The sequence below is a fragment of the Qipengyuania xiapuensis genome (genome assembly GCF_019711395.1).
Classification (GTDB): domain Bacteria; phylum Pseudomonadota; class Alphaproteobacteria; order Sphingomonadales; family Sphingomonadaceae; genus Qipengyuania; species Qipengyuania xiapuensis.
Genome location: NZ_JAIGNL010000002.1, coordinates 515,432 through 536,707 on the forward strand (window position 1 = coordinate 515,432; position 21,276 = coordinate 536,707).

At 64.3% G+C, this 21,276-nt stretch carries 18 protein-coding genes; 12 read left to right on the forward strand and 6 right to left on the reverse strand.

Annotation, left to right across the window (positions count from 1 at the left end; genetic code table 11):
- Positions 1 to 30: 30 nt before the first annotated feature.
- Positions 31 to 567, reverse strand: a complete 537-nt coding sequence (gene nusG, locus K3163_RS11715) for a transcription termination/antitermination protein NusG (protein ID WP_221427735.1) — start codon at positions 565 to 567, stop codon at positions 31 to 33.
- Between the two features lie 27 nt (positions 568 to 594).
- Entirely contained in the window at positions 595 to 828 is a 234-nt protein-coding gene (gene secE / locus K3163_RS11720) for a preprotein translocase subunit SecE (protein ID WP_221427734.1), read from the reverse strand.
- Between the two features lie 239 nt (positions 829 to 1,067).
- Between secE and K3163_RS11725 the strand changes: the two genes are divergently transcribed.
- Complete coding sequence (locus K3163_RS11725) at positions 1,068 to 2,591, forward strand: alanine/glycine:cation symporter family protein (RefSeq protein WP_221554330.1); 1,524 nt, start codon at positions 1,068 to 1,070, stop codon at positions 2,589 to 2,591.
- Between the two features lie 401 nt (positions 2,592 to 2,992).
- Here K3163_RS11725 and K3163_RS11730 read toward each other — a convergent pair whose 3' ends face one another.
- Complete coding sequence (locus K3163_RS11730; RefSeq protein ID WP_221554331.1) at positions 2,993 to 4,849, reverse strand: DUF885 domain-containing protein; 1,857 nt, start codon at positions 4,847 to 4,849, stop codon at positions 2,993 to 2,995.
- A gap of 164 nt (positions 4,850 to 5,013) precedes the next feature.
- Here K3163_RS11730 and K3163_RS11735 point away from each other — a divergent pair, with 164 nt between their 5' ends.
- Positions 5,014 to 5,805, forward strand: a complete 792-nt coding sequence (locus K3163_RS11735; RefSeq protein WP_221554332.1) for a tetratricopeptide repeat protein — start codon at positions 5,014 to 5,016, stop codon at positions 5,803 to 5,805.
- 21 nt (positions 5,806 to 5,826) lie between these two features.
- Here K3163_RS11735 and K3163_RS11740 read toward each other — a convergent pair whose 3' ends face one another.
- A complete protein-coding gene (locus tag K3163_RS11740) occupies positions 5,827 to 7,101 on the reverse strand; it encodes a metal-dependent hydrolase family protein (protein WP_221554333.1) in 1,275 nt (424 codons plus the stop codon).
- Positions 7,102 to 7,229: 128 nt separating this feature from the next.
- Between K3163_RS11740 and K3163_RS11745 the strand changes: the two genes are divergently transcribed.
- Positions 7,230 to 9,287 carry an alpha/beta hydrolase family protein gene (locus K3163_RS11745; RefSeq protein ID WP_221427729.1) on the forward strand — a complete coding sequence of 686 codons (2,058 nt, stop codon included), beginning with the start codon at positions 7,230 to 7,232 and terminating at the stop codon, positions 9,285 to 9,287.
- A 100-nt stretch (positions 9,288 to 9,387) separates the two neighbouring features.
- On the forward strand, positions 9,388 to 9,864 hold the full coding sequence (locus K3163_RS11750) for a hypothetical protein (protein WP_221554334.1): 477 nt from the start codon (positions 9,388 to 9,390) through the stop codon (positions 9,862 to 9,864).
- 6 nt (positions 9,865 to 9,870) lie between these two features.
- Here K3163_RS11750 and K3163_RS11755 read toward each other — a convergent pair whose 3' ends face one another.
- Positions 9,871 to 10,749 carry a MipA/OmpV family protein gene (locus K3163_RS11755; RefSeq protein ID WP_221554335.1) on the reverse strand — a complete coding sequence of 293 codons (879 nt, stop codon included), beginning with the start codon at positions 10,747 to 10,749 and terminating at the stop codon, positions 9,871 to 9,873.
- Between the two features lie 109 nt (positions 10,750 to 10,858).
- Between K3163_RS11755 and K3163_RS11760 the strand changes: the two genes are divergently transcribed.
- The 8 genes from K3163_RS11760 (at position 10,859) to K3163_RS11795 (ending at position 19,978) form a co-directional block, all read left to right on the forward strand.
- Positions 10,859 to 11,599, forward strand: coding sequence for a DUF2059 domain-containing protein (locus K3163_RS11760; protein ID WP_221554336.1), 741 nt, complete (start codon positions 10,859 to 10,861; stop codon positions 11,597 to 11,599).
- A 28-nt stretch (positions 11,600 to 11,627) separates the two neighbouring features.
- Positions 11,628 to 12,806: a lycopene beta-cyclase CrtY gene (crtY, locus tag K3163_RS11765; protein ID WP_221554337.1), complete on the forward strand. Its 1,179-nt coding sequence runs from the start codon at positions 11,628 to 11,630 to the stop codon at positions 12,804 to 12,806.
- Positions 12,807 to 12,810: 4 nt separating this feature from the next.
- Positions 12,811 to 14,367, forward strand: coding sequence for a phytoene desaturase (locus K3163_RS11770; protein ID WP_247712666.1), 1,557 nt, complete (start codon positions 12,811 to 12,813; stop codon positions 14,365 to 14,367).
- Positions 14,364 to 14,945 (forward strand): LOG family protein, encoded by a 582-nt coding sequence (locus tag K3163_RS11775; RefSeq protein WP_221427724.1) that lies wholly within the window; start codon positions 14,364 to 14,366, stop codon positions 14,943 to 14,945. Before K3163_RS11770 ends, K3163_RS11775 begins: the two co-directional genes overlap by 4 nt.
- A gap of 77 nt (positions 14,946 to 15,022) precedes the next feature.
- The gene (locus K3163_RS11780; RefSeq protein WP_247712667.1) at positions 15,023 to 15,961 is read left to right on the forward strand and encodes a phytoene/squalene synthase family protein; all 939 of its coding nucleotides are present in this window, start codon (positions 15,023 to 15,025) and stop codon (positions 15,959 to 15,961) included.
- 38 nt (positions 15,962 to 15,999) lie between these two features.
- Entirely contained in the window at positions 16,000 to 16,509 is a 510-nt protein-coding gene (locus K3163_RS11785; RefSeq protein ID WP_221554338.1) for a YybH family protein, read from the forward strand.
- The gene (locus tag K3163_RS11790; protein ID WP_221554339.1) at positions 16,499 to 18,370 is read left to right on the forward strand and encodes an acetyl/propionyl/methylcrotonyl-CoA carboxylase subunit alpha; all 1,872 of its coding nucleotides are present in this window, start codon (positions 16,499 to 16,501) and stop codon (positions 18,368 to 18,370) included. The genes K3163_RS11785 and K3163_RS11790 overlap by 11 nt, the downstream gene beginning before the upstream one ends.
- Before the next feature lie 57 nt (positions 18,371 to 18,427).
- Positions 18,428 to 19,978, forward strand: a complete 1,551-nt coding sequence (locus K3163_RS11795; RefSeq protein ID WP_221554340.1) for an acyl-CoA carboxylase subunit beta — start codon at positions 18,428 to 18,430, stop codon at positions 19,976 to 19,978.
- Here K3163_RS11795 and K3163_RS11800 read toward each other — a convergent pair.
- Positions 19,975 to 21,207 (reverse strand): multidrug effflux MFS transporter, encoded by a 1,233-nt coding sequence (locus K3163_RS11800; protein WP_221554341.1) that lies wholly within the window; start codon positions 21,205 to 21,207, stop codon positions 19,975 to 19,977. The genes K3163_RS11795 and K3163_RS11800 overlap by 4 nt on opposite strands.
- Positions 21,208 to 21,276 lie beyond the last annotated feature (69 nt).

Below are 21,276 nucleotides of genomic sequence, written 5' to 3' on the forward strand. Positions count from 1 at the left end.
CCTCTTTCGAATTTGGCGTTGGAGCCGGTCTTACTTGACCAGTTCGACCTGTTCGAATTCCAGCTCGACCGGCGTTGCGCGGCCGAAGATCGAGACCGAGACCTTGACCTTCTGCTTGTCGAAATCGAGTTCCTCGACGAGGCCGTTGAAGCTGGCGAAGGGGCCGTCGAGCACCTTGACCTGGTCGCCGATCTCGTAGTCGACGTTGATCTGCTTCTTGGGAGCCGACTTGGCTTCTTCCACACCGCCGAAGTAGCGTGCGGCTTCCTTCTCGGAAATCGCCTGCGGCTTGTTGTTGTTGCCGAGGAAGCCGGTCACCTTGGGCGTGTTCTTCACGAGGTGGTAGACGTCGTCGGTCATGTTGAGCTTGGCGAGGACGTAGCCAGGCATGAACTTGCGCTCGACCTGGACCTTCTTGCCGCGCTTTACCTCGGTCACGGTCTCGGTGGGGACCTGAACCTCTTCGACGCCTTCGGAAAGGCCCAGACGCTCGGCCTCGGCGATGATCGAATCGCGGACCTTGTTCTCGAAGCCGGAATAGGCGTGGATGATGTACCAGCGTGCCATAATGTTCTTGTTACCCTCGTAGACGGATCAGGCCAGCGTCATCAGCCAGCGCACCACGGCGCCGAACAGCGAATCGACGCCGAGGAAGAAGAGCGAGAGGATCGTCATCATGATGAAGACGAAGATCGAGATACGGATGGTCTCTTCCCGCGTCGGCCAGACGACCTTGCGGCCTTCGGTCTGGACCTGACGGACGAACTCGGCGGGCGAGGTCTTGTTGCCCTTCGCGGCCTTGGGTGTCTTGTCGGGCGTGTCTGCCATGATCTTGCTGATGCTCTCGCGTTGAAACTGTCTGCCTTCCGGGATGGGGGTTTCGCCGCCCCGGTTCAAGTCCGGGAGGGGCTTCAATCCTACATCGATGTCGGAAGACGCCGGTGCATGTAGGCTGGCGCGCCCCAAAAGGCAAGCGGTGGAGACAGGCACAATTGCGTCTTTCCAAGCGCGCGCGGCAAAGCTAGCCTTGGCGCTTTCCTGCGGGACGCATGAGGGGAATTTCAGTAATGGCAACAAGCCAAGCACCAAGCTTGGGCGAACGGCTCGTCGAGCCGGTCACCAACGTATCCGATTTCATCTGGGGCGGAACCTGGAATGGCGAGGCCGTCATTCCCTTCCCGCCGCTAGCACTCATCCTTCTCGGCGTGGGCCTGTGGTTCATGGTCGGCTTGCGGTTCTACCCGATCGTCAAGCTCGGATCGGCGATGAAGGGACTGTTCGCCGGTCGCAAGAGCGCTGGCGACGGCGAGATCTCGCCCTTCGCAGCACTATCGACCGCTCTTTCGGGACAGGTCGGCACGGGTAACCTTGCCGGTGTCGCCACCGCGATCGCACTGGGCGGTCCGGGTGCCATCTTCTGGATGTGGATCACCGCGCTGTTCGGCATGGCGCTCGCCTTCGCCGAAGGCTCGCTCGCCATCCGCTATCGCGAGCGCACCAGCGACGGTGTGCTGCGCGGCGGTCCGATGACCTACATCATGATGGGCCTCGGCAAGAAGTGGACCTGGCTCGCCATCGTCTTCTGTCTCGGCACGCTGTTCTCGGCGCTGGTCACGGGCAACTCGATCCAGGCGAACGCCGTGGCCGACGGCCTCAACGAACTGTTCGGCATCGAGGAATGGCTCGGCGGGCTGATCGTCGCGATCCTCGTCTTCATCGTCATCATCGGCGGCATCAAGTCGATTGGCAACGTCGCGGAGCGCGTCGTGCCGTTCATGGCGGCTGCCTACATCGTGATGGCGGTGATCGCGCTGATCCTGAACTTCGGCGACCTCGGCGAGACCTTTGCGCTGATTTTCCACGGTGCCTTCAACCCGCAGAGCGCGGTCGGCGGCTTCACGGGTGCGGCGATCATCATGGCGATCCGCGCGGGCGTTGCGCGCGGCCTGTTCTCGAACGAGGCCGGCCAGGGTTCGACCGCCATCGCCCACGCTGTGGCTCAGACCAACGATCCCGAACAGCAGGGCCGCATGGCAATGCTCGGCACCTTCATCGACACGGTCGTGATCTGCACCATGACGGCGCTCGTCATCCTCACCGTCCGCGGCGAATTCACCGCGGGCACCGAGACGGTGGTCCACGCATGGCAATCGGACCGCGTCGGTTTCGAAATGACCAGCGGCGCCTTTGCGGCGGCCTTCCCGGTCGAGATCGCGAGCATCCCGATCGGCACGCTGATCGCCTCGATCGCACTGATCCTGTTCGTCTTCACCACGCTTCTGACATGGAGCTATTACGGCGAACGCGCGATCACCTTCCTCTACGACCGCATGAAGGGCTCCAACCGCGCGGGCGAGAAGAAGCTGCACATGGCGTGGCGCGTATTGTGGTGCGTGGTGATCTTCCTTGGCGCCGCCCAGCCCTCCGAGCTGGTCTGGCGCCTCGGCGACATCTCGAACGCGGCGATGGCGCTGCCCAACCTGCTGGCGCTCGCGCTGCTGTCGGGCGTGGTGTTCAAGCTCGCCCGGGGCGAAAAGGATGCCGGACCGACCCACACTGCCGAAACGCCGGAGGAACCGGAGGAGTACTGACCTCCACCATCCTCCACACGAGGCAAAAGGAAGGGGCCGGGAGTAGCGATACTCCCGGCCCCGACTTTTCAGGTAGTGTCCTTACGACTGAACCTTTGCAGCTACCCCCGACCGAAGAGGCGGGCGAAAAACCCCGGCTCTTCCATCGGCAGGATCTTCCCATGGGTCATACGGCGAAGCGACGCATCGCTGTAAGCCTTGGGCTTCACCCACCGATCGGGGCGACTGCTATGGAAGGACAAGCTCGACATGGGCTATCTCCGTGAACTCATTCCCTCCGTCCTGCCGGGTAAAATCCCTTAGGCGCTGAGAGAGTTCCCGAAAAATGCCGCTCGCGCGCCCCTCTGTGCCGGATCGGGACAGCGGAAGCGCCGATTTTCGCAGCCTTCGAGGGCCGCGACCTACTTGCCGCCAGCCGCGATCCAGCGGTCGATCTTCGCCTCGAGTACGGGCAGCGGGAGGCCGCCGGTGTTGAGCACCTGCGTGTGGAAGGCCTTGAGGTCGAAGTCCTCGCCCAGCTGCTCCTCGCCGCGCTTGCGCAGTTCCTGGATCTTGAGCGCGCCGACCTTGTAGGCGAGCGCTTGGCTGGGAATGGCGATGTAGCGTTCGACCTCGGCCACCACTTCGGTGCGCGTCATGCCGGAATTCTCCAGCATGAAATCGATCGCCTGTTCGCGGGTCCAGCCCTTGGCGTGGAGACCCGTGTCGACCACAAGGCGCATAGCACGCAGCTGTTCGTCCTGCAGCGTGCCATAGCGGTTCCACGGATCCTCGAAGAAGCCCATCTCGTAGCCCAGCGTCTCAGAATAGAGCGCCCAGCCCTCGACGAAGGCCGTGGTGCCGCCGAAGCGCATGAAGGCCGGAAGATCGGTATTCTCCTGTGCCAGGCTGATCTGGAAATGGTGCCCCGGTGCGCCCTCGTGGAGGTAGAGCGTGACGTTGCCGGTCGTCAGGCGGCTCGGCAGGTCATAGGCGTTGAAATAGAAGGTGCCCGGGCGCGAACCGTCGGGCGCGCCGCTCTGGTAGGAGCCACCGGCAGAGAACTGCTCGCGATAGGGCTCGTAGGGCTTGATCTCGAGCGGGGTCTCGGGCGTCAGCGAGAAGTACTCGCCGATCTTCTCGTCGACGGCGTGGCCGATATCGTAATAGCTCTGCGTCAGCGCCTCGCGGCTCTCCGGCTTGAACTGCGCATCGGTGCGCACGTAGTCGAAGAATTCGTTGAGCGTGCCTTCGAAGCCGACCTCGGCCTTGATCTCCTCAAGCCCCTGCTTGACGCGCGCGACTTCGGACAGGCCCAGCTCGTGAAGGTAGTCGGGCTCGAGCGGCAGCGTGGTCGTGTTCTCGATCAGCTGGCGATAGAGCGCCTCGCCGCCCTTCATCTGGGAGAGGCCGACGCTTTCGCGCGCGACTTCGTAGTAATCGTCGCGCAGGAAATCGCGCAGCCGCTCGTGAGCACCGTAAATCTCGCCGATCGAGGCGCGGTATTCGCGGGTCAGCCGCTCCTTCTCCGCCTCGCTGAAGCTGTCGGGGAAGTTCGTCACCGGCATCCAGAAAGGCGATTCCTCGATATCGAGCGCAAGCTGCGTATCGAGCTGCGTGATCACATTGCCGATTGTCAGCTTCGTTTCGAAGACGCCGCTATCCATGCCTTCGCGGAAACGCGCGATCGCGCGGTCGGTCAGTTCGACGTAGTTCGCATGGCGCGAGAGGTTGTTGTCGTAGTCTTCGACCGTGGCGAAAGGCGCTGCGCTCTGGCCGCTGGCGAAGCCGGGGTAGAAGGTGTGGAAGCCCGAGAAGTGGTTGACCGGGCGAACGTCGGTAACCGCGAGGATCTGCGGCTCGAGCCCCTTCAATGTCTGGCGCTGGTTATAGGCGAAGACGTCGTAGGCGAGCTGATCGGTCGGCGAGAGCGCGCTGCGGTCGATCTCCGCCAGTTTGGCGAGATTGAGCTCGGCATCCTCGCGGGACAGCTCGTTGAATTCGTCGGTCAGGTAGTCGCCGATCCGGTCGGCATAGCGCATGTCGCCGCGGAACAGCGCGCTGATGGGGTTGAGCTTCAGTTCGCGCTCGTCCGCATCGGCAAACAGCGCGAAAAGTTCCTCGTGGGCCGCATCCTGCGCACTCGGCTCGTCGACTTCGGCCGCGACCTCTGCGGCGCTTGCCGCGGCGACCGTACCGGCATCGACGCTGCCGGTGGTCGAACAAGCTCCAAGTGCGAGAGCGGATGCGCCGAAAAGCGCGCTGCGGACGAATTTCATATGTGTTTCCCCTGTGTGATGCCCGCGCTTCTAGGGATATCGCGCAAGATTGGAAATCGTGACCGATTGCCGCGCAACCGCTCTCGACGAACGGCGATAGCGCCGCGATTTGCCTTTCGGGCCTGCCGCGGCCATCCTGCGCGCCCATTGCAAGGGAAAACACGTTGAAGATCATCGCCCTGCCTGCCGTCGCGGCCCTGCTACTTCCCGCTGCAGCGTGGGCGCAATCGGGCGAACCCGAGGGCGAGGAAGAAAAGCCCGAAGCCCCCATCATCGTGATCGCCGACCCCGACAAGGCCGAGCGCCGCGTCAGCGTCGGATCGCGGCTCCCGCGCGCCGCTCCCTTCGCCGGAACCAACATCGCCACCAATGTCGGCACGCCGGGCCTGGTCCCGGGATCGGGAATGTCACCACATGCCACCGTGCGCAGGATGCAGAAGCGCGATTGCGTGTCCGACGACGAGAAGCTGAGCAAGCTGGTGATCTGCGCTCTTGCCAAAGGCGATGCGCTGCTGGCCGAAGGCGATCTCGAAGGCGCGGTGCAATTCTATCGCCACGTGGCCTACACGGAGGCCAATTCCGCGCATGAGCGCCATGTTGCGAGCGAGAAACTCTACGCAGCCGGCGAAGCTGCCGATGACGCGAGCCTGCGCGAAGAGGCGCTGCTGGCGCTCGTCGACGGTGGTGAGCTCGCCCCGATCGAAGCGCAAAAGGCGCGGCGTTCTCTCGTGGCGCTGGCTCTGTCGCAAGGCGATGACACCAAGGCCATCCGGCGCCTCGAGGATGTTCTTGCACATGACCCCGAAGACGCGCGAAGCCTGGCCACGCTTGCCCTCGCCCACCATCGCAACGGAACCGGCGACCCGAAGGCCATCATGCGCAGCGCGATCGCGGCGCAGGAAGCCAAGGGTCGCCAGGCACCTGCGAGCTGGCGGAGATTTGCCGAGGAGGGCTAGGCCCGTCCCGTCAAAGGCGGATCACTCGATCACGCGTCCGCGCGCCATCACCCAGTCGACATTCTCGAGTACGGTGACATCTTCCAGCGGATTGCCTTCGACCGCGATGATGTCGGCCGAATAGCCCGGCGCGATCCGTCCGATTTCGTTCTCCATCCCGATGATTGCGGCGGCGCCCGTCGTGGCGCTTGCCAGCGCCTCGCGGTTGCTCATGCCGTTACTGCGCATCAGCGCGAACTCGCCCGCATTCTGGCCGTGCGGGAATACGCCCGCATCGGTGCCGAAGGCGACCTTCACGCCCCAGCGGCGGGCGCGTTCGACGATGGTGCTGGCATATTCGCTGACTGCGCGGATCTTTTCTTCGACCACCGGAGTGTAGAAGCCCTTGCCGAGGTTCCCCTTGATGCCTTCGAAGGCCATCAGCGTGGGCACCAGCGTGGTGCCGTTCTCGCGCATGGCCTTGGCCGCGGCCTCGTCGAGATAGGTGCCGTGTTCGATCGTGTGCACGCCTGCGCGGGCGGCCGCCTCGATCCCGCGTGCGCCGTGGGCGTGTGCAGCGACCTTGAGGCCGAGCGATTCCGCAGTGGTCACGATCGAGCGCATCTCCTCATCGGAGAAATGCGCCTCGAGCCCGCGACCCTGCTGGCTGAGCACGCCGCCGGTGGCGGTGATCTTGATGAGGTCCGCGCCGTATTTCGAGGCAAGGCGGACTTTTTCCGCGCATTCGACCGGACCGGTGCAGGCGAAGGAGGTGCCGAGGGAATCGTTCACCTCGCGGCGGAAACCGTTGATGTCGCCGTGTCCCCCGACGATCGCGATGGTGCGCGCGCTGGTGACGACGCGCGGTCCGGGAAGCATGCCTTCCGCGGTCGCCCGGCCAAGCATCTGCATCACCTGGTCGGTGCGCGAGCCGACATCGCGCACGGTGGTGAAGCCTGCGAGCGCGGTGATGCGGGCGTTCTTCGCCGCGACCAGCACATTCCACTCGCTCGGCGTGGTCGCCGCACGCCAGAATTCGCCGCTCGGATCGCCCGAGAGGTGGGTGTGCAGGTCGATCAGTCCGGGGACGAGCGTCTTGCCTTCGAGATGGATCATTTCCGCGCCGTCGGGCGTGCCTGTCCAACCTTCTTCCACGCTCACGATCCGGCCGTCGGTCACGGTCACGGTCACGCGGCCCTGGACCGGCTTGTCGGCATCGGTGACGATTCCGTCGGCATGGATGATGGTGGTCTGTGCCAGTGCGGGCGCGGCGCTGGCCATCAGAGTTGCGGCAAGGCCGGCAATCAGTTTGCGCATAGTCTCTCTCCCCTGTGTCGGCAGGGGTGATGCCCGCTCGGGACCCTTCTGCCAAGCCCTCGGTTTGCCAAGGGACACCACATCGCTATGAGTGCGCCCACAAGATTTACCCGAGGAGAGAAACCCCGATGACCACCCGTTCTTTCGCCATTGCCGCAACCCTGCTTGCCGGCGTCTCGATCGCCGCCACGGCACAGGCGCGCCCGATGACGCCCGAAGATGTCGCCAAGCTGGAGAGCGTCGGCGCGATCGCCGTCTCGCCCGACGGCAGCCGCGTCGCCTACACGACCGCGAGCCTGCCCGACATCACCGATGGCGAGGAGAACGGTACCACCACGCAGCAGCTCAACCTTGCCTATGCGCCGGGTAACACTCGTGAATTCCTGCCCGACGACATGTCCATTTCGGGCATCGCCTTCTCGCCCGACGGCCGCATGATGAGCTTCCTGTGGACCGATGGCGACGAAGACCGCGCGGTCTACGGCATCCCCGTCGACGGCGGTGCCTATCGCAAGCTCGCCGCGGTCGATGGCGCAGGCGTTCGCTCCTACGCATGGAGCCCGAGCGGCACGCACATGCACTTGCTGGTCGGTCCCGACGAGGACAGCGCCCGCGAGAAGGAGCGCAAGGCCGGCTTCAACTCGGTCGTCTACGAGGAAGAGCAGCAGCTCAACCGCCTGTTCCGCGCGCGTATCGGCATGGAAGTCGATGCAGAGCCGCAGGAAGTCACCGTCCCCGGCTACGTGACCTCGTTCCAGATTGCCGACAATGCCCGCATCGGCGTGATCGAGACCGCGCCGTCGACGCAGATCGACGATGCCTACACCTCCAAGAAGGTGAACATCCTCGACATGGAAACCGGCGATGTCCGCATGGTCATCGAGACCACCGGCAAGATCGACGATGTCGAGATTTCGCCCGATGCAAGCCAGCTCGCGCTGATCGCCGCAGTCGACATGAACGATCCGGCCGCCACCACGATCCACTTCGTCGACACCGCCACCGGCACGATCACGCCGCACCGCGCAGGCGAACCCGAAGCCGTGGTCGACGTCGAATACATGGATGACGGCCGCCTCGTCGCAGCCGTGCATGTCGGCGCGCAGAGCGTGCTGCGCATTCACAACCGCGACGGCTCGCTGGCGCGCGAAATCGATCCCGGCGCGCTGATCATCACCGGCATCGACACGGCAGGCGATACCGTCGCGGTGCGGGCCAATGCGCCGCAGCACCCGAACGAGCTGTTCAGGCTCGACGGCAATGGCTTCACCCGCTGGACGATGCACAATCCTTGGCTGTCGGAAATCGACTTCGGGGAGCAGCGCACATTCCGCTTCACCGCCCGTGACGGCCAGGAAGTCGAAGGCGTCCTGATCGAGCCGGTCGGCGGCACTCCGCGTGGCGGCGCCCCGCTGATCATGAACGTGCATGGCGGCCCCGAAGCGCATGACAGCAACGGCTGGCAGACCGCCTATTCGAAGCCGGGCCATGTCGCCGCGGGCCAGGGCTATGCGGTGTTCCTGCCCAACTATCGCGGCTCGACCGGCTACGGCACGGCGTTCTCGAAACAGCACCAGGGCAATTACACCGATCCCGAGTTCACCGATCTCGTCGACGCCAAGCGCGCACTCGTCGCCGAAGGCATCGCCGATGCAGACCGCGTCGGTGTGACCGGCGGCTCCTACGGCGGCTATGCCACGGCATGGTCCTCGACCTACAACAGCGCCGAATTCGCAGCCGGCGTCATGTTCGTCGGCATTTCGAACCAGGTCTCGAAATTCGGCACGGGCGACATCCCCTACGAGATGTACAACGTCCACAGCCGTGCATGGCCGTGGGACAACTGGCAGAAGATGCTCGAAGTCTCGCCGATCTACCATGTCGACAAGGCCAACACGCCGCTCCTGATCATGCATGGCGAGGAAGACACGCGCGTCGATCCGGGCCAGAGCCTCGAGCTCTACCGCTCGATCAAGATCCGCAAGCCCGACCTGCCCGTGCGCATGGTCTTCTATCCGGGTGAAGGCCACGGCAACCAGAAGGCTGCCGCGCGCTACGACTACAACCTGCGCATGATGCGCTGGTTCGACACCTACCTGAAGACGGGCGACCGCGATGCGCCGCTGCCCGATACGCGTCCGGTTCTGCCCGAGGGCACGACCGGGGCCAGCGCTTCGGAAGACTGATCGACAAAAATTAGGCTTTGCCTGCTAGACCCGTCCTCCGGAGCACTTTCGGAGGGCGGGTTTTTTGCGGGCATTACTGTCGATCGGCGTTGGCATTGCCATGATCGCGTCTGGCCTGCGCCTGTTCCCCGACCTCGAGGACATGCCGACCTTCATGGCGGTGATCTTCGTCCTTTTCGGTCTCATGCTTGTCTATGCGGGATTCTATCACGCCCGTCTGCGCATACTGCGCCGACGCGCCTATGCCGGCGGACGCGAAAGACGCGGCACAGTTCGGTACTTGAAGCCGCTCGGCGAAGACGATGCCCTCGCCTACCTCGTCTTCGCGAACAGCCATTCGGAATGGCTGATGTCGGTCGACACCTCGAGCATCAGAAAGGTCGAGGGCGACCTTTCCGAAGGCGTCGCAGCACGCGCCTATCTGGGCGACGACGACAAGATCTACGCCCTCGATATCGGCAAGGTGAAAGCGCTGCCCATATCTGTAGGCGAGCCATTCGAGGGAAAGCTCAAGGAGCGTATCGCATGGGCAGAGCGCAAGAAGGCCGAATGGGCCGAGCGCGTCGTCAGCGATTGACGAACCTTAGAACGTGTAGCCAACCCCGATTGCGGCGAACCACTGGTCCGCATCGCCACGGATCGAGGTGAACGGCGTATCGGCAGCATCGCCGGTCAGTTTCGACCAGCCGCCGATCCCCACGAGCGACAATCCGCCATCGGTCACGTCGCCGCTGAGATCGTGGGCGAGGAACAGCGTCAGACCGTAGCTTTCCATCCCGCCTTCGGCATCGAATCCCGGCAACAGGTCGGGATCGGGCACCAGCGTGTTGAGCGTCGGAACCGTGTAGTAATAATCGGCGAAATCGTCGTCGATGAAGTTGGTGCTGAAGGTGAGCGAGGCCGCCGTCGCGCGGCTCAGCGGCGTGAAGTAGGTCACGCTCGGGCTGATCGCCATGCCGCCATGAGCGCCCGCGACATCCCATGCCGCATCGACATTGAAGCTGAGGCTGTCGAAAGGATTGAGAAGCTTGGGATATGACACACCCAAGCTGACCCCGACTTCGACGGCGCGATCGAGTTCGCCGTAGCGCGCCACGATGTCGTCGTTAATGTCCTCGACATCGTCGCGGTCGGCGCGAAGCCGGATCATCGGACCGGCCGAGAACGCGATACCTTCGTCGGGATCGGGAATGAAATCGAGCGCCAAGCCGCCGGGACGAGGATTGATGTCGATGCCCCCGAGCGATCCCTGCACGATCGGCAGGACATTCACATTGTAGTCGTCGCTTCCCGAATAGCTCGGATTGTAGGCGACCCCGATACCGACGCTGAGGTAGTCGCCATCGAAGATCGTTTCCGGCGGACCGGCGGGCACCGGTGCGCTTTCCTCGACCTCCTGCGCGAGAGCCGGCGTTGCGAATGCCAGACCGGCGATCAGGGGCAAGGCGACAAGACGTATCATACGGGATTTCCCTCCGTTATTGCCAAGCCAACGTGCAGGCGCGCAGCGCGTTCCAGCCGGCGTAATTCTCGCATTGCGCCCCGGCAGTCACCGCAATAGAACCTTGGCCATGAAGACATTCCTTCCCGCGGTCGCCAGCCTGGGTCTTGCCCTCGCACTCCCTTTCACATTGCAGGCGCAGGACACTGCCCCGCCCATCGTCGCAGCGGAGGAATCCGCTCACGCGCACCTCGTTGCGGTCATGTCGCCCGACGCGCTTCACGAAGCCTCGTTTGCTAACACGGTTTCCGAGCTTCGCCGGTTCTACATGGAGAACCCCGATTTCGTGCTGCTGGACAAGGAATGCCCGGGCCTGATCGACAATATCTTCGAAAAGAGCGAAGACGAGATGCGCGAGTATCACTGGGCCGAAGCCAACGCGATCCGCAGCCTCATGCTCGACCTCGTGACCGAATACCTGACCGAGGAGCAAGCACGCGAGGGTGCCGCGCTATATGGCACGCCGCTCGGCCAGAAGGTGATCATTGCCGCAGGGCAGAACCAGAACCTCCAGAACACGATGGAAAGCGCCGTCGAGAACAAGGGCGGCGAGGTCGACCGCACCGCCTTCGACCGTGATCAGCGGGCGACCACTTCCAAGGTGCTGCGCACGCTGACGCGCGCCGAGATCGAGGAATTCGGCCGCCTGGCCATGGGCAGCAAGTTCCTGCCCGCCTTCCAGCGGCTCAACCCGCTGATCCAGCAGCGCAAGTTCGAACTGCTCAATTCCGACCGCCTCTCGGCCTACGAGACGCGCATGCAGGCGGCGATGCAGGACGCAATGAATTCGCACATCGAGGCCTGCAATTAAGGCCCGACCGGACAGTCCGGGCGCATAGGTGACTTCGACCGGTCTCGATGTCGCGATCGTCGGCGGCGGCCTTGCAGGAGGGCTCCTCGCGATCGCCCTCAGGCGCAAGGCGTCCGAACTGTCATTCGGCTTGTTCGAGGCAGGCGAAAGCTTTGGTGGCAATCACCGCTGGAGCTGGTTCGAAGGCGATCTCGACGCCGACGGCACAGCGCTGCTCGATGGGTTCGACAAGGCGCAGTGGCCCGGCGGCAACGAGGTCCGCTTTCCTGCGCATAGGAGGCGTTTGAATAGCGACTACCGGTCGCTCGACAGCCGCGATTTCGATGCCGGACTTCGCCGTGAGCTGCCACAGGAAGCCATCCGCACGGGCAGCCGCGTCATGGGGATCGACGAGGCCGGCATCACGCTCGAAAATGGCGAGAGGATCGCCGCCAGGGTCGTGATCGACTGCCGCGACGCCGGCCCGAGCGAGCATCTCACCGGCGGCTGGCAGGTCTTCCTCGGCCAGCACCTGCGTACCTCCTCGCCGCACGGGATCGAGCGCCCGGTCATCATGGACGCCACGGTCGAGCAGCCCGGCGCCTACCGCTTCGTCTACCTCCTGCCGCTCGGCCCCGACGAGATCTTCGTCGAGGACACCTATTACGCCGACAGCCCTGCCCTCGATGCCCCGCTGCTGCGCGACCGGATCGCGGCCTATGCGAAGGAAAAGGGCTGGCAGGCCGAGCTGGTGCACGAAGAGACCGGCGTCCTGCCCGTTATCACCGGGGGCGATTTTGCCGCCTATCGCGCATCGCTGGAGACACCGGGCGTGGCGCTGGCGGGCGCAAGGGGCGGTTTCGTCCATCCCCTGACCAGCTACACCATGCCCATCGCGGTAGAAAATGCACTCGCCATTGCCGATGCTGCAGCACGTGACCTGTCCGGCCTCCCTGCTTTCGTGGAGGCGCGCGCGCACGAGCACTGGCGCCGTACCGCCTACTACCGGATGCTTGGGAAAATGCTTTTCCAGGCCGCGATTCCCGAGGAACGATATCGCGTGTTCGAGCGCTTCTATTGTCTACCGGAACCACTCATCGAACGCTTTTACGCCGCCAGATCGTCCCGCCTCGACAAAATGCGCATCCTGACAGGCAAGCCTCCCGTACCTGTCACACGCGCCGTCAAGGCCTTGCTTGGCAAGGGCGCACCACTCGTCCAAGGGTAATTTCATGAACGCCGAACCGACGTCTCCGCCTGTCGCTACTGCCGAAAGCGACGGACCCTTCATTCCCGCGCCCACCGGCAGGACCGCCTGCGTGATCGGATCGGGTTTCGGCGGGCTCGCACTCGCCATCCGCCTGCAGTCGGCAGGCATCGAGACGACTGTGATCGAGGCCCGCGCAAAGCCGGGTGGGCGCGCCTATTACTGGGAAAAGGACGGCCACACCTTCGACGCCGGACCGACGGTCATCACCGATCCCGACTGCCTGCGCGAGCTATGGGCGCTGACCGGCCACGAGATGGCCGAGGATATCGAGATCATGCCGGTCATGCCGTTCTACCGGCTCAACTGGCCCGACGGCACGAATTTCGACTATTCGAACGATGAAGAGCAGCTCTTCCGCGAGATCGCCGAGCTGAACCCGGCCGACGTTGCGGGCTACCAGCGTTTCCTCGAATATTCCGAAGGCGTTTACGAAGAAGGCTACGTCAAGCTCGGCCACAAACCGTTCCTCGACTTCAAGTCGATGCTGAAGGCCGCCCCGGCACTGGCCCGGAAGCAGGCCTGGCGCAGCGTCTATTCGATGGTCTCGAGCTATGTCGAAAACGAGAAGCTGCGCGAGGCGCTCTCGTTCCACACGCTGCTCGTCGGCGGCAACCCGATGAAGACCAGCAGCATCTATGCGCTGATCCACAAGCTGGAGAAGGACGGCGGCGTCTGGTGGGCGAAGGGCGGCACCAACCGCCTGATCGCGGCCATGGTCACGCATTTCGAGCGCATCGGCGGCACCGTGCGTCTCCACGATCCGGTCACGCGGGTCCACACGCTGGGCAGCAAGGTCAGCGAGGTAGAGACGCATTCCGGCTTCAAGCAGCGCTTCGACGCGGTCGCCAGCAATGCCGACATCATGCACAGCTACAAGGACCTGCTGGCAGGCACCAAGCGCGGCCAGAGCTACGCCAAGTCATTGAGCCGAAAGACCTTCTCGCCCAGCCTCTTCGTCGTCCATTTCGGCATCGAGGGCACCTGGCCGGGCATCCCGCACCACATGATCCTGTTCGGTCCGCGCTACAAGGGACTGCTCGAGGACATTTACGACCACGGCGTGCTGCCGCAGGATTTCTCGATCTACCTGCACCACCCGAGCGTGACCGATCCGAGCGTGGCGCCGGAAGGCATGAGCACCTTCTACGCCCTCGTGCCCGTCGCCCACATGGGCAAGCTGGCGGTCGACTGGCAGGAAATGGGCCCGATCCTCGAAAAGCGCATCCTCGACGAGCTCGAGCGGCGCCTGATCCCGGGCCTTCACGACCGCATCCGGACCAAGTTCCACTACGCCCCGCGCGACTTCGCGATGGACCTCAACGCCTACAAGGGCAGCGCCTTCAGCCTCGAGCCGGTGCTGACCCAGAGCGCCTGGTTCCGCGGGCACAACCGCGACGATGTGCTTGACAATTTCTACCTCGTGGGTGCTGGGACACACCCTGGCGCCGGCATTCCCGGCGTCGTCGGCAGCGCAAAGGCGACTGCCGGACTGATGGTTGAAGATCTGGTGAGTGAATGAAGCGTCTTGCAGTCTATTGCGGATCGGCATCGCCCGAAGACCCGCGTTATCTCGAACTCGCACGTGACGTCGGCGCAGGGCTGGCGGAGCGCGGCATCGGCGTCGTCTATGGTGGCGGCAGGCTCGGCCTGATGGGCGCGGTCGCATCGGGCGCGCTCGATGCGGGCGGCGAGGTGATCGGCATCATCCCCGAAGCGCTTGCCAGCAGCGAAGTCGCCAACCACGACTGCACCGAACTGCATACGGTTTCGGGCATGCACGAGCGCAAGCAGAAGTTCACCGACCTGTCCGACGGGTTCGTGACCATCCCCGGCGGCGTCGGCACGATGGACGAGCTGTGGGAAGCGGTCAGCTGGGCGCAGCTCGGCTATCACGACAACCCTGTCGGACTGCTCAATGCCTTCGGCTTCTATGACGAACTGATCGCCTTCAATCGCAAGATGGCCGAAGTCGGCTTCGTGCGTCCGGTTCACCAGGGGATCATCATCGCCGAAGAGACGTTAAGTGCGTTGCTGGAGAAAATGGAAAGCTACCAGCCGCATACACCGATCTTCAAGATGAAGGCCTCCGACCTCTGAACAAGCCTCGCCCACTCACCACGCAGAACCTGAGGCCCACCCCGGCGCGTGCGGGTGGCGGGCGCGAGCGTGCGGCGTTGGTCCAGAAGGCTCATGATTCGATCGAGATCGGTTCGCACAGCTTTGCGGCTGCATCGAAGCTGTTCGACCGCACGACGCGCGAGCGCGCATGGCTGCTGTACGCATGGTGTCGCCGCTGCGACGATATTGCCGATAACCAGGAAAAAGGCGGCCCGCTGGGCGACCAGGGCACGCAGAAAGAGGCCGAGGACCGCATCCAGGCGATCCGCGTCCTTACCAAGCGCGCGCTCGACGAACAGCCGACGGCCGATTTCGCTTTCGACGCCTTCGGCCTCGTCGCCGACGAGTGCGGACTGACCTACGACATGGCCAAGGACGTGATCGGCGGTTTCGCGCTCGATGCGACCGGTTTCAGTCCCAAGAACGAGCGCGACATGCTGCGCTATTGCTATCACGTCGCGGGCGCCGTCGGGATCATGATGGCGCATATCATGGGCGTACATCCCGACGACGGCGATACGCTCGACCGGGCAAACGATCTCGGCCTCGCGTTCCAGATCGCCAATATCTCGCGAGATATCGTGGAGGATGCTGCGGCAAACCGCGTCTACCTTCCCGCCGAATGGCTCGCCGAAGTCGGCCTTGCGCCGGGCGAGCACGCCAAGCCCGAACACCGCTTCGTCCTCGCCAGCCTGATGCCGCGCATGATCGCGCTGATGGAGAAGCACGAGGCCGCCGCGCGCCTGGGCGCAAGCCGCCTGCGCTTCCGCCACCGCTGGGCCGTGCTCTCGGCGGCCAACATTTACGGAGCGATCGGTCGCAAGGTGCTCGATCGCGGGCAGCTCGCATGGGACAGTCGCACCCGGGTCAGCGGACCGGAAAAAGCCTGGCACATGACCACCGCATTATTCCAGGCGATCTGGAACCGGCCGGCAGGCCCGGATGAACCGATCATCTGGTCACGCCACGATTTCCGCCCTGTTGCTGGTTGGTAGCTTGAAGCGCGCGCGCCTCTGGCGTAGCGACCCCCAGCATGAGAGGACACATCCTATTGGCCGCGGCGCTGGTTGCCGCCCCCGCCCACGCAAACGACACCAGTGACAGTCTCAGCGACGAACAGCGCGCCGTTACTGCCGGGGTCGATGCCTTTTTCGACGCCTTACGCAGCGACGACAAGACCGCGCTCGCCGGGACGATGCATCCGGACGGGCTGATCTACATCCACAACCGGATGGAAGAGGGCAATTGGCAGGTCCAGCTGCGTACGACAGCCAACCACCTCGAAAACTGGCTCAGCTCGCCCGCAGGCCTTGATGAAACCATGGTCTATGAAAAAGTGCTGGTGGACGGCGACATGGCGCAGGTCTGGGGACCCTACAGCTTTCATGTTGGCGACACGGTCAGCCATTGCGGCATCAATTCGATGAGCATGGTGAAGGACGGGGACGGATCGTGGAAGGTCGGCAACGTCAGTTTTTCGATGGTCCCCCCATCGCAATGCGCCGCAGTTGGCGCGGATTGGGTCGCGAACGATGATAACTAAGCTCCTCATCGCCAATCGCGGCGAAATTGCCTGCCGCATCATCCGCACCGCGCGCGAGATGGGTATCGCCACAGTGGCGGTCTATTCCGATGCCGATGACAAGGCGCTCCATGTCCGCACGGCCGATGAAGCGGTTCATATCGGTCCTTCGCCCGCTGCCGAGAGCTATCTCGTGGGCGAGAAGATCATCGCCGCAGCCAAGCAGACGGGCGCCGAGGCGATCCACCCGGGTTACGGCTTCCTGTCAGAGAACGCGGGTTTTGCGCAGGCCGTGATCGATGCAGGGCTGATCTGGGTCGGCCCCAAGCCGTCGAGCATCGATGCCATGGGCCTCAAGGACGCCGCCAAGAAGCTGATGCGCGATGCCGGCGTGCCCGTCACCCCCGGTTACGAGGGTGAGGACCAGTCGGTCGAGCGCCTCAAGAAGGAAGCCGACGCCATCGGCTACCCCGTGCTGATCAAGGCCGTTGCAGGCGGCGGCGGCAAGGGGATGCGCAAGGTCGACAAGGCCGAAGACTTCGAGGCGAGCCTCGAAAGCTGCCGGCGCGAGGCCAAGGCCAGCTTCTCCAACGACGAAGTGCTCCTCGAAAAATGGATCACCTCTCCGCGCCATATCGAGGTGCAGGTCTTCGGCGACAGCCACGGCAATGTCGTCCACCTGTTCGAACGCGACTGTTCGCTCCAGCGCCGCCACCAGAAGGTGATCGAGGAAGCCCCCGCCCCCGGCATGGACGAAGCGACGCGCGAGGAAATCTGCGCCGCCGCCGTGCGCGCCGCCAAGGCCGTGGATTACGAGGGCGCAGGCACGATCGAGTTCATCGCCGACGCGAGCGAAGGCCTGCGCGCCGACCGCATCTTCTTCATGGAGATGAACACGCGGCTTCAGGTCGAACACCCGGTGACCGAGGAGATTACCGGCGTCGATCTCGTCGAATGGCAGCTGCTCGTGGCGAGTGGTGAACCCATCCCGATGAAGCAGGACGAGCTCTTCATCGACGGTCACTCGATCGAGGCGCGCCTCTATGCCGAAGACCCCACCGGCGGCTTCCTGCCCTCGACGGGACGGCTCGAACATTTCGACCTCGGCGTCGAAGGGCGGATCGAGACCGGCGTCGAGGAAGGCGACATGATCTCGCCCTTCTACGATCCCATGGTCGCCAAGCTCGTCGTCTGGGGCGAGACCCGCGCCGAGGCTATCGACCAGCTCGCCGATATCGCCGAGAGCGTCGAGATCTGGCCGGTGAAGACCAATGCCGCCTTCATCGCCGCTTGCCTGCGCGACGAGGATTTCGAGGACGCCAATCTCGACACGGGCTTCATCGAGGCGAAGCTCGACACGCTCGTCGCTTCGGACGAGGCGGATGACGATATCTGGCAGACCGCTGCCGACTTCATCGCGCTTGCCGAGACCGAAGAGCACGAAGACCTGCCGATCGGCCTGCGCCTCAACGCGCCCGGCAAGCTCAACGCGACGCTCACGCACAAAGGCGAAACGCGCACGGTCAGCGCAGCACGTTCGCATGTCGACAGCCTCGCAACCGGGTTCGTCGATCCCGAGCGCGCAGTGGTCTTCGCCGACGGGCAGAGCTTCGTATTCGAACGCCAGTCGCGCGGCACCGGTGCAGGTGCGGCAGGCGACGGTGCGATCCTCGCCCCGATGCCGGGCAAGGTCATCGCGGTCGATGTGACCGAGGGCGACACGGTCACCGCCGGACAGCGGCTCATGGTGCTCGAGGCGATGAAGATGGAACACGCGCTCACCGCGCCCTTCGACGGGACGGTGACCGAGCTTTCCGCAAGCCAGGGCGCGCAGGTTCAGGTCGAGGCCGTGCTGGCGGTTGTCGAGCCCAAAGAAGAATAGGGCTTCCCTTTCCGCCAGTTGCTTGCAAGCGTGCCTTCCCGAGGAGTGAGGGCACGAATGAGCTGGGAAAACGAACTCGAGGAATTGCGCCGCCGCGAGGCAATGGCCGAACAGATGGGCGGGCCGGAAAAGCTCGCGCGCCAGCACGGACGCGGCAAGATGGATGCCCGCGCGCGTCTTGCCGAACTGGTCGACGACGGCTCGTTCCGCGAGATCGGCAAGATCGCCGGCAAGGGCCAGTATGACGAGGACGGCAATCTCGAAGGCGTCCTTCCCGCTCCCTTCCTCTTCGGCAAGGCACTGATAAACGGTCGCCCCGTGGTGGCCACGGCGGACGATTTCACCATTCGCGGCGGCGCAGCCGATGCGGGGATTTCCCGCAAGATGGTGCAGGCGGAAAAGATGGCGCATGAGCTGAAAATGCCGCTCATCCGCATGATCGACGGCACGGGTGGCGGCGGCAGCGTCAAGACACTCGAACAGATCGGCGCGACATATATTCCCGCAGTTCCCGGATGGTCGGACGTGGTGAAGAACCTCGACACGGTGCCGGTCGTGGCCCTCGCGCTCGGCCCCACCGCCGGGCTTGGCGCGGCGCGGACGGTCGCCAGCCACTATTCGGTCATGGTGAAGGGTCTCAGCCAGATATTTGCGGCCGGTCCTGCCGTGGTCGATGGCCTTGGCGAAAGCTACAAGGGTTCCACCGACCACCAGCAGGCCAAGGAAGACCTCGGCGGCTCGGAGATCCACACGCGCAACGGCGTGGTAGACGACGAGGTCTCGAGCGAGGCCGAGGCCTTTGCCCGTGCTCGCCACTTCCTATCCTTCATGCCCGAGCACGTCGGCCAGCTTGCGCGCCGCTCGCTTTGCACCGATCCGGTCCACCGCCGCGAGGAGGCGCTGCTCGATCTCGTCCCGCGCGAGGAAAAGCAGGTCTATTCGATGCGCCGCTGCATGGAGATGGTGTTCGACCAGGGCACGGTGTTCGAGATCGGCCGCATGTGGGGCCGCGCCTGCATCACCGCCCTCGCCCGTCTCGACGGTTGGCCGGTCATGGTACTCGCCAGCGACCCCTCCTATCTCGGCGGAAGCTGGGAAGCGAAAACGTCCGAAAAGGTCGAACGCTTCGTAAAGCTCGCCGACCAGTTCCGCCTGCCCATCGTCCACCTCGTCGACAACCCCGGCTTCATGATCGGGCGCGAAGCAGAGATGGCCGGCACGATCCGCTACGGCGTGCAGGCGATGAACGCGGTCTACAAGGCCAGCGTCCCGCTCGCCTCGATCGTGCTGCGCCGCGCCTATGGCATTGCCGGCAGCGCAATGAGCAATGCCGAGACCTTCCAGTACCGCTATTGCTGGCCTTCGGGCGACTGGGGCAGCCTGCCCATCGCTGGCGGGCTCGAAGTGGCTTACAAGTCGGAGCTCGAGGCTGCCGAGGACCCGGAAGCCGAACTCGCCGCAATTCGCGAGCGGCTGGACAAGGTCACCTCGCCCTTCCGCAGCGCCGAGCGCTTCAATGTCGAGGACATCATCGACCCGCGCGATACGCGCCCGCTGCTGTGCGAATTCGCGCAGCTCGCGTGGCGCAAGCTCGAAAGCGAGGCCTAGGCCTCGTCGGGCATCTTCTCGCCGAACAGCTCGCCGCGTTCGGAGAACAGCACGAAGGCCAGGCTGATGACGGCCGTCACAAGCAGCGCCGCGGCCAGCGGGCGTGCGGTCCCGTCATAGGCATAGCCGATATAGGCGCCGAGCACCGATCCGGTGGTCATGCGCAGGAAGGTCTGCGCGCTCGAGGCCGCGCCCGCGATGGCCAGGAAGGGCTGCATCGCGATCGAGCCGAAATTCGCACCGACGAAGCCGAGCAGGCTCATGTTGAGCGCCATCAGCGGCACGAATGTCCATAGGCTCTCGTCCGGCTGCGAGGCGAAGTAGAGCTGCGCGGCGGCGACCGCGATAAAGACGAAGAGCGCGGTGTGGCTCACGCGGCGCGCTCCGAAGCGTTCGACGATGCGGCTGTTCGACCAGTTGGCGAGCGCCATCGAGCCCGCACAGAAAGCGAAGATTAGCGGGAACATGTCACCCGCCCCGAATGCTTCGCCGATGAGCTGCTGCGATGAGTTGATGAAGCCGAACAGGCCGCCGAACACCAGCGCGCTGCCGAGCGTGTAGCCGATGGTCTCGCGCAGCGTGACCGCGCTCACCATGTTCCAGAAGATCGTGCGCGGCAGGATCGGCTGGCGCATGTCCTCGTGAAGGCTTTCGGGGAGGCGCGCCCAGATCCACAGCGTCATCACCACGCCGAGTGCGGCCATGGCGACGAAGATCAGGCGCCAGTCGCCGAAGATAAGGATCGCCTGCCCGATGCTCGGCGCAATGGCGGGCACGAGCAGGAAGATCACGAATATGAGGCTCATCAGGCGGGCCATGCGGTCGCCGCCCACGCGGTCGCGGATGATCGCGGGCGGCAGCGCGGCGATGCCCGCAGAACCGAACCCCTGGGCGAAACGCAGGATGAGAAGCGTCTTGTAATCCTCGACCATCGCGCAGGCGAGCGAGAGGCCGATGTAGATCGCAAGGCACACGAACAGGATGGGGCGACGCCCGAAGCGGTCCGCCATTGCTCCGGGCCACAGCGCGCCGACACCGGCCGCGAGCAGGTAGATGCCGATCACGAACTGGCGGTCGTTGCCCGTTGCCCCCAGCGCGCGGCCCATTTCGTCGAGCGCGGGCAGCATGGCGTCGATGCTGAACGCCTGGCACGCCATCAGCAGCGCCATCATCCAGATGAGCTCACGCTCGCCGAGCGCAGCGCTGCCAAAGGGCTTGGTGCGGGTCATGGGCGTTGCGCCTTGCGCGAGGCCGCGGCGCTTGGCCAGCCCTTTTTGTACCTCCGGGTGGTTTCGCGC

Bases quoted from the DNA above. Each gene is read 5' to 3' on its own strand.
- nusG (WP_221427735.1), bottom strand. From the start codon at position 567: ATGGCACGCTGGTACATCATCCACGCCTATTCCGGCTTCGAGAACAAG.
- secE (WP_221427734.1), bottom strand. From the start codon at position 828: ATGGCAGACACGCCCGACAAGACACCCAAGGCCGCGAAGGGCAACAAG.
- K3163_RS11725 (WP_221554330.1), top strand. From the start codon at position 1,068: ATGGCAACAAGCCAAGCACCAAGCTTGGGCGAACGGCTCGTCGAGCCG.
- K3163_RS11730 (WP_221554331.1), bottom strand. From the start codon at position 4,849: ATGAAATTCGTCCGCAGCGCGCTTTTCGGCGCATCCGCTCTCGCACTT.
- K3163_RS11740 (WP_221554333.1), bottom strand. From the start codon at position 7,101: ATGCGCAAACTGATTGCCGGCCTTGCCGCAACTCTGATGGCCAGCGCC.
- K3163_RS11745 (WP_221427729.1), top strand. From the start codon at position 7,230: ATGACCACCCGTTCTTTCGCCATTGCCGCAACCCTGCTTGCCGGCGTC.
- K3163_RS11750 (WP_221554334.1), top strand. From the start codon at position 9,388: ATGATCGCGTCTGGCCTGCGCCTGTTCCCCGACCTCGAGGACATGCCG.
- K3163_RS11755 (WP_221554335.1), bottom strand. From the start codon at position 10,749: ATGATACGTCTTGTCGCCTTGCCCCTGATCGCCGGTCTGGCATTCGCA.
- K3163_RS11760 (WP_221554336.1), top strand. From the start codon at position 10,859: ATGAAGACATTCCTTCCCGCGGTCGCCAGCCTGGGTCTTGCCCTCGCA.
- K3163_RS11770 (WP_247712666.1), top strand. From the start codon at position 12,811: ATGAACGCCGAACCGACGTCTCCGCCTGTCGCTACTGCCGAAAGCGAC.
- K3163_RS11775 (WP_221427724.1), top strand. From the start codon at position 14,364: ATGAAGCGTCTTGCAGTCTATTGCGGATCGGCATCGCCCGAAGACCCG.
- K3163_RS11785 (WP_221554338.1), top strand. From the start codon at position 16,000: ATGAGAGGACACATCCTATTGGCCGCGGCGCTGGTTGCCGCCCCCGCC.
- K3163_RS11790 (WP_221554339.1), top strand. From the start codon at position 16,499: ATGATAACTAAGCTCCTCATCGCCAATCGCGGCGAAATTGCCTGCCGC.
- K3163_RS11795 (WP_221554340.1), top strand. From the start codon at position 18,428: ATGAGCTGGGAAAACGAACTCGAGGAATTGCGCCGCCGCGAGGCAATG.
- K3163_RS11800 (WP_221554341.1), bottom strand. From the start codon at position 21,207: ATGACCCGCACCAAGCCCTTTGGCAGCGCTGCGCTCGGCGAGCGTGAG.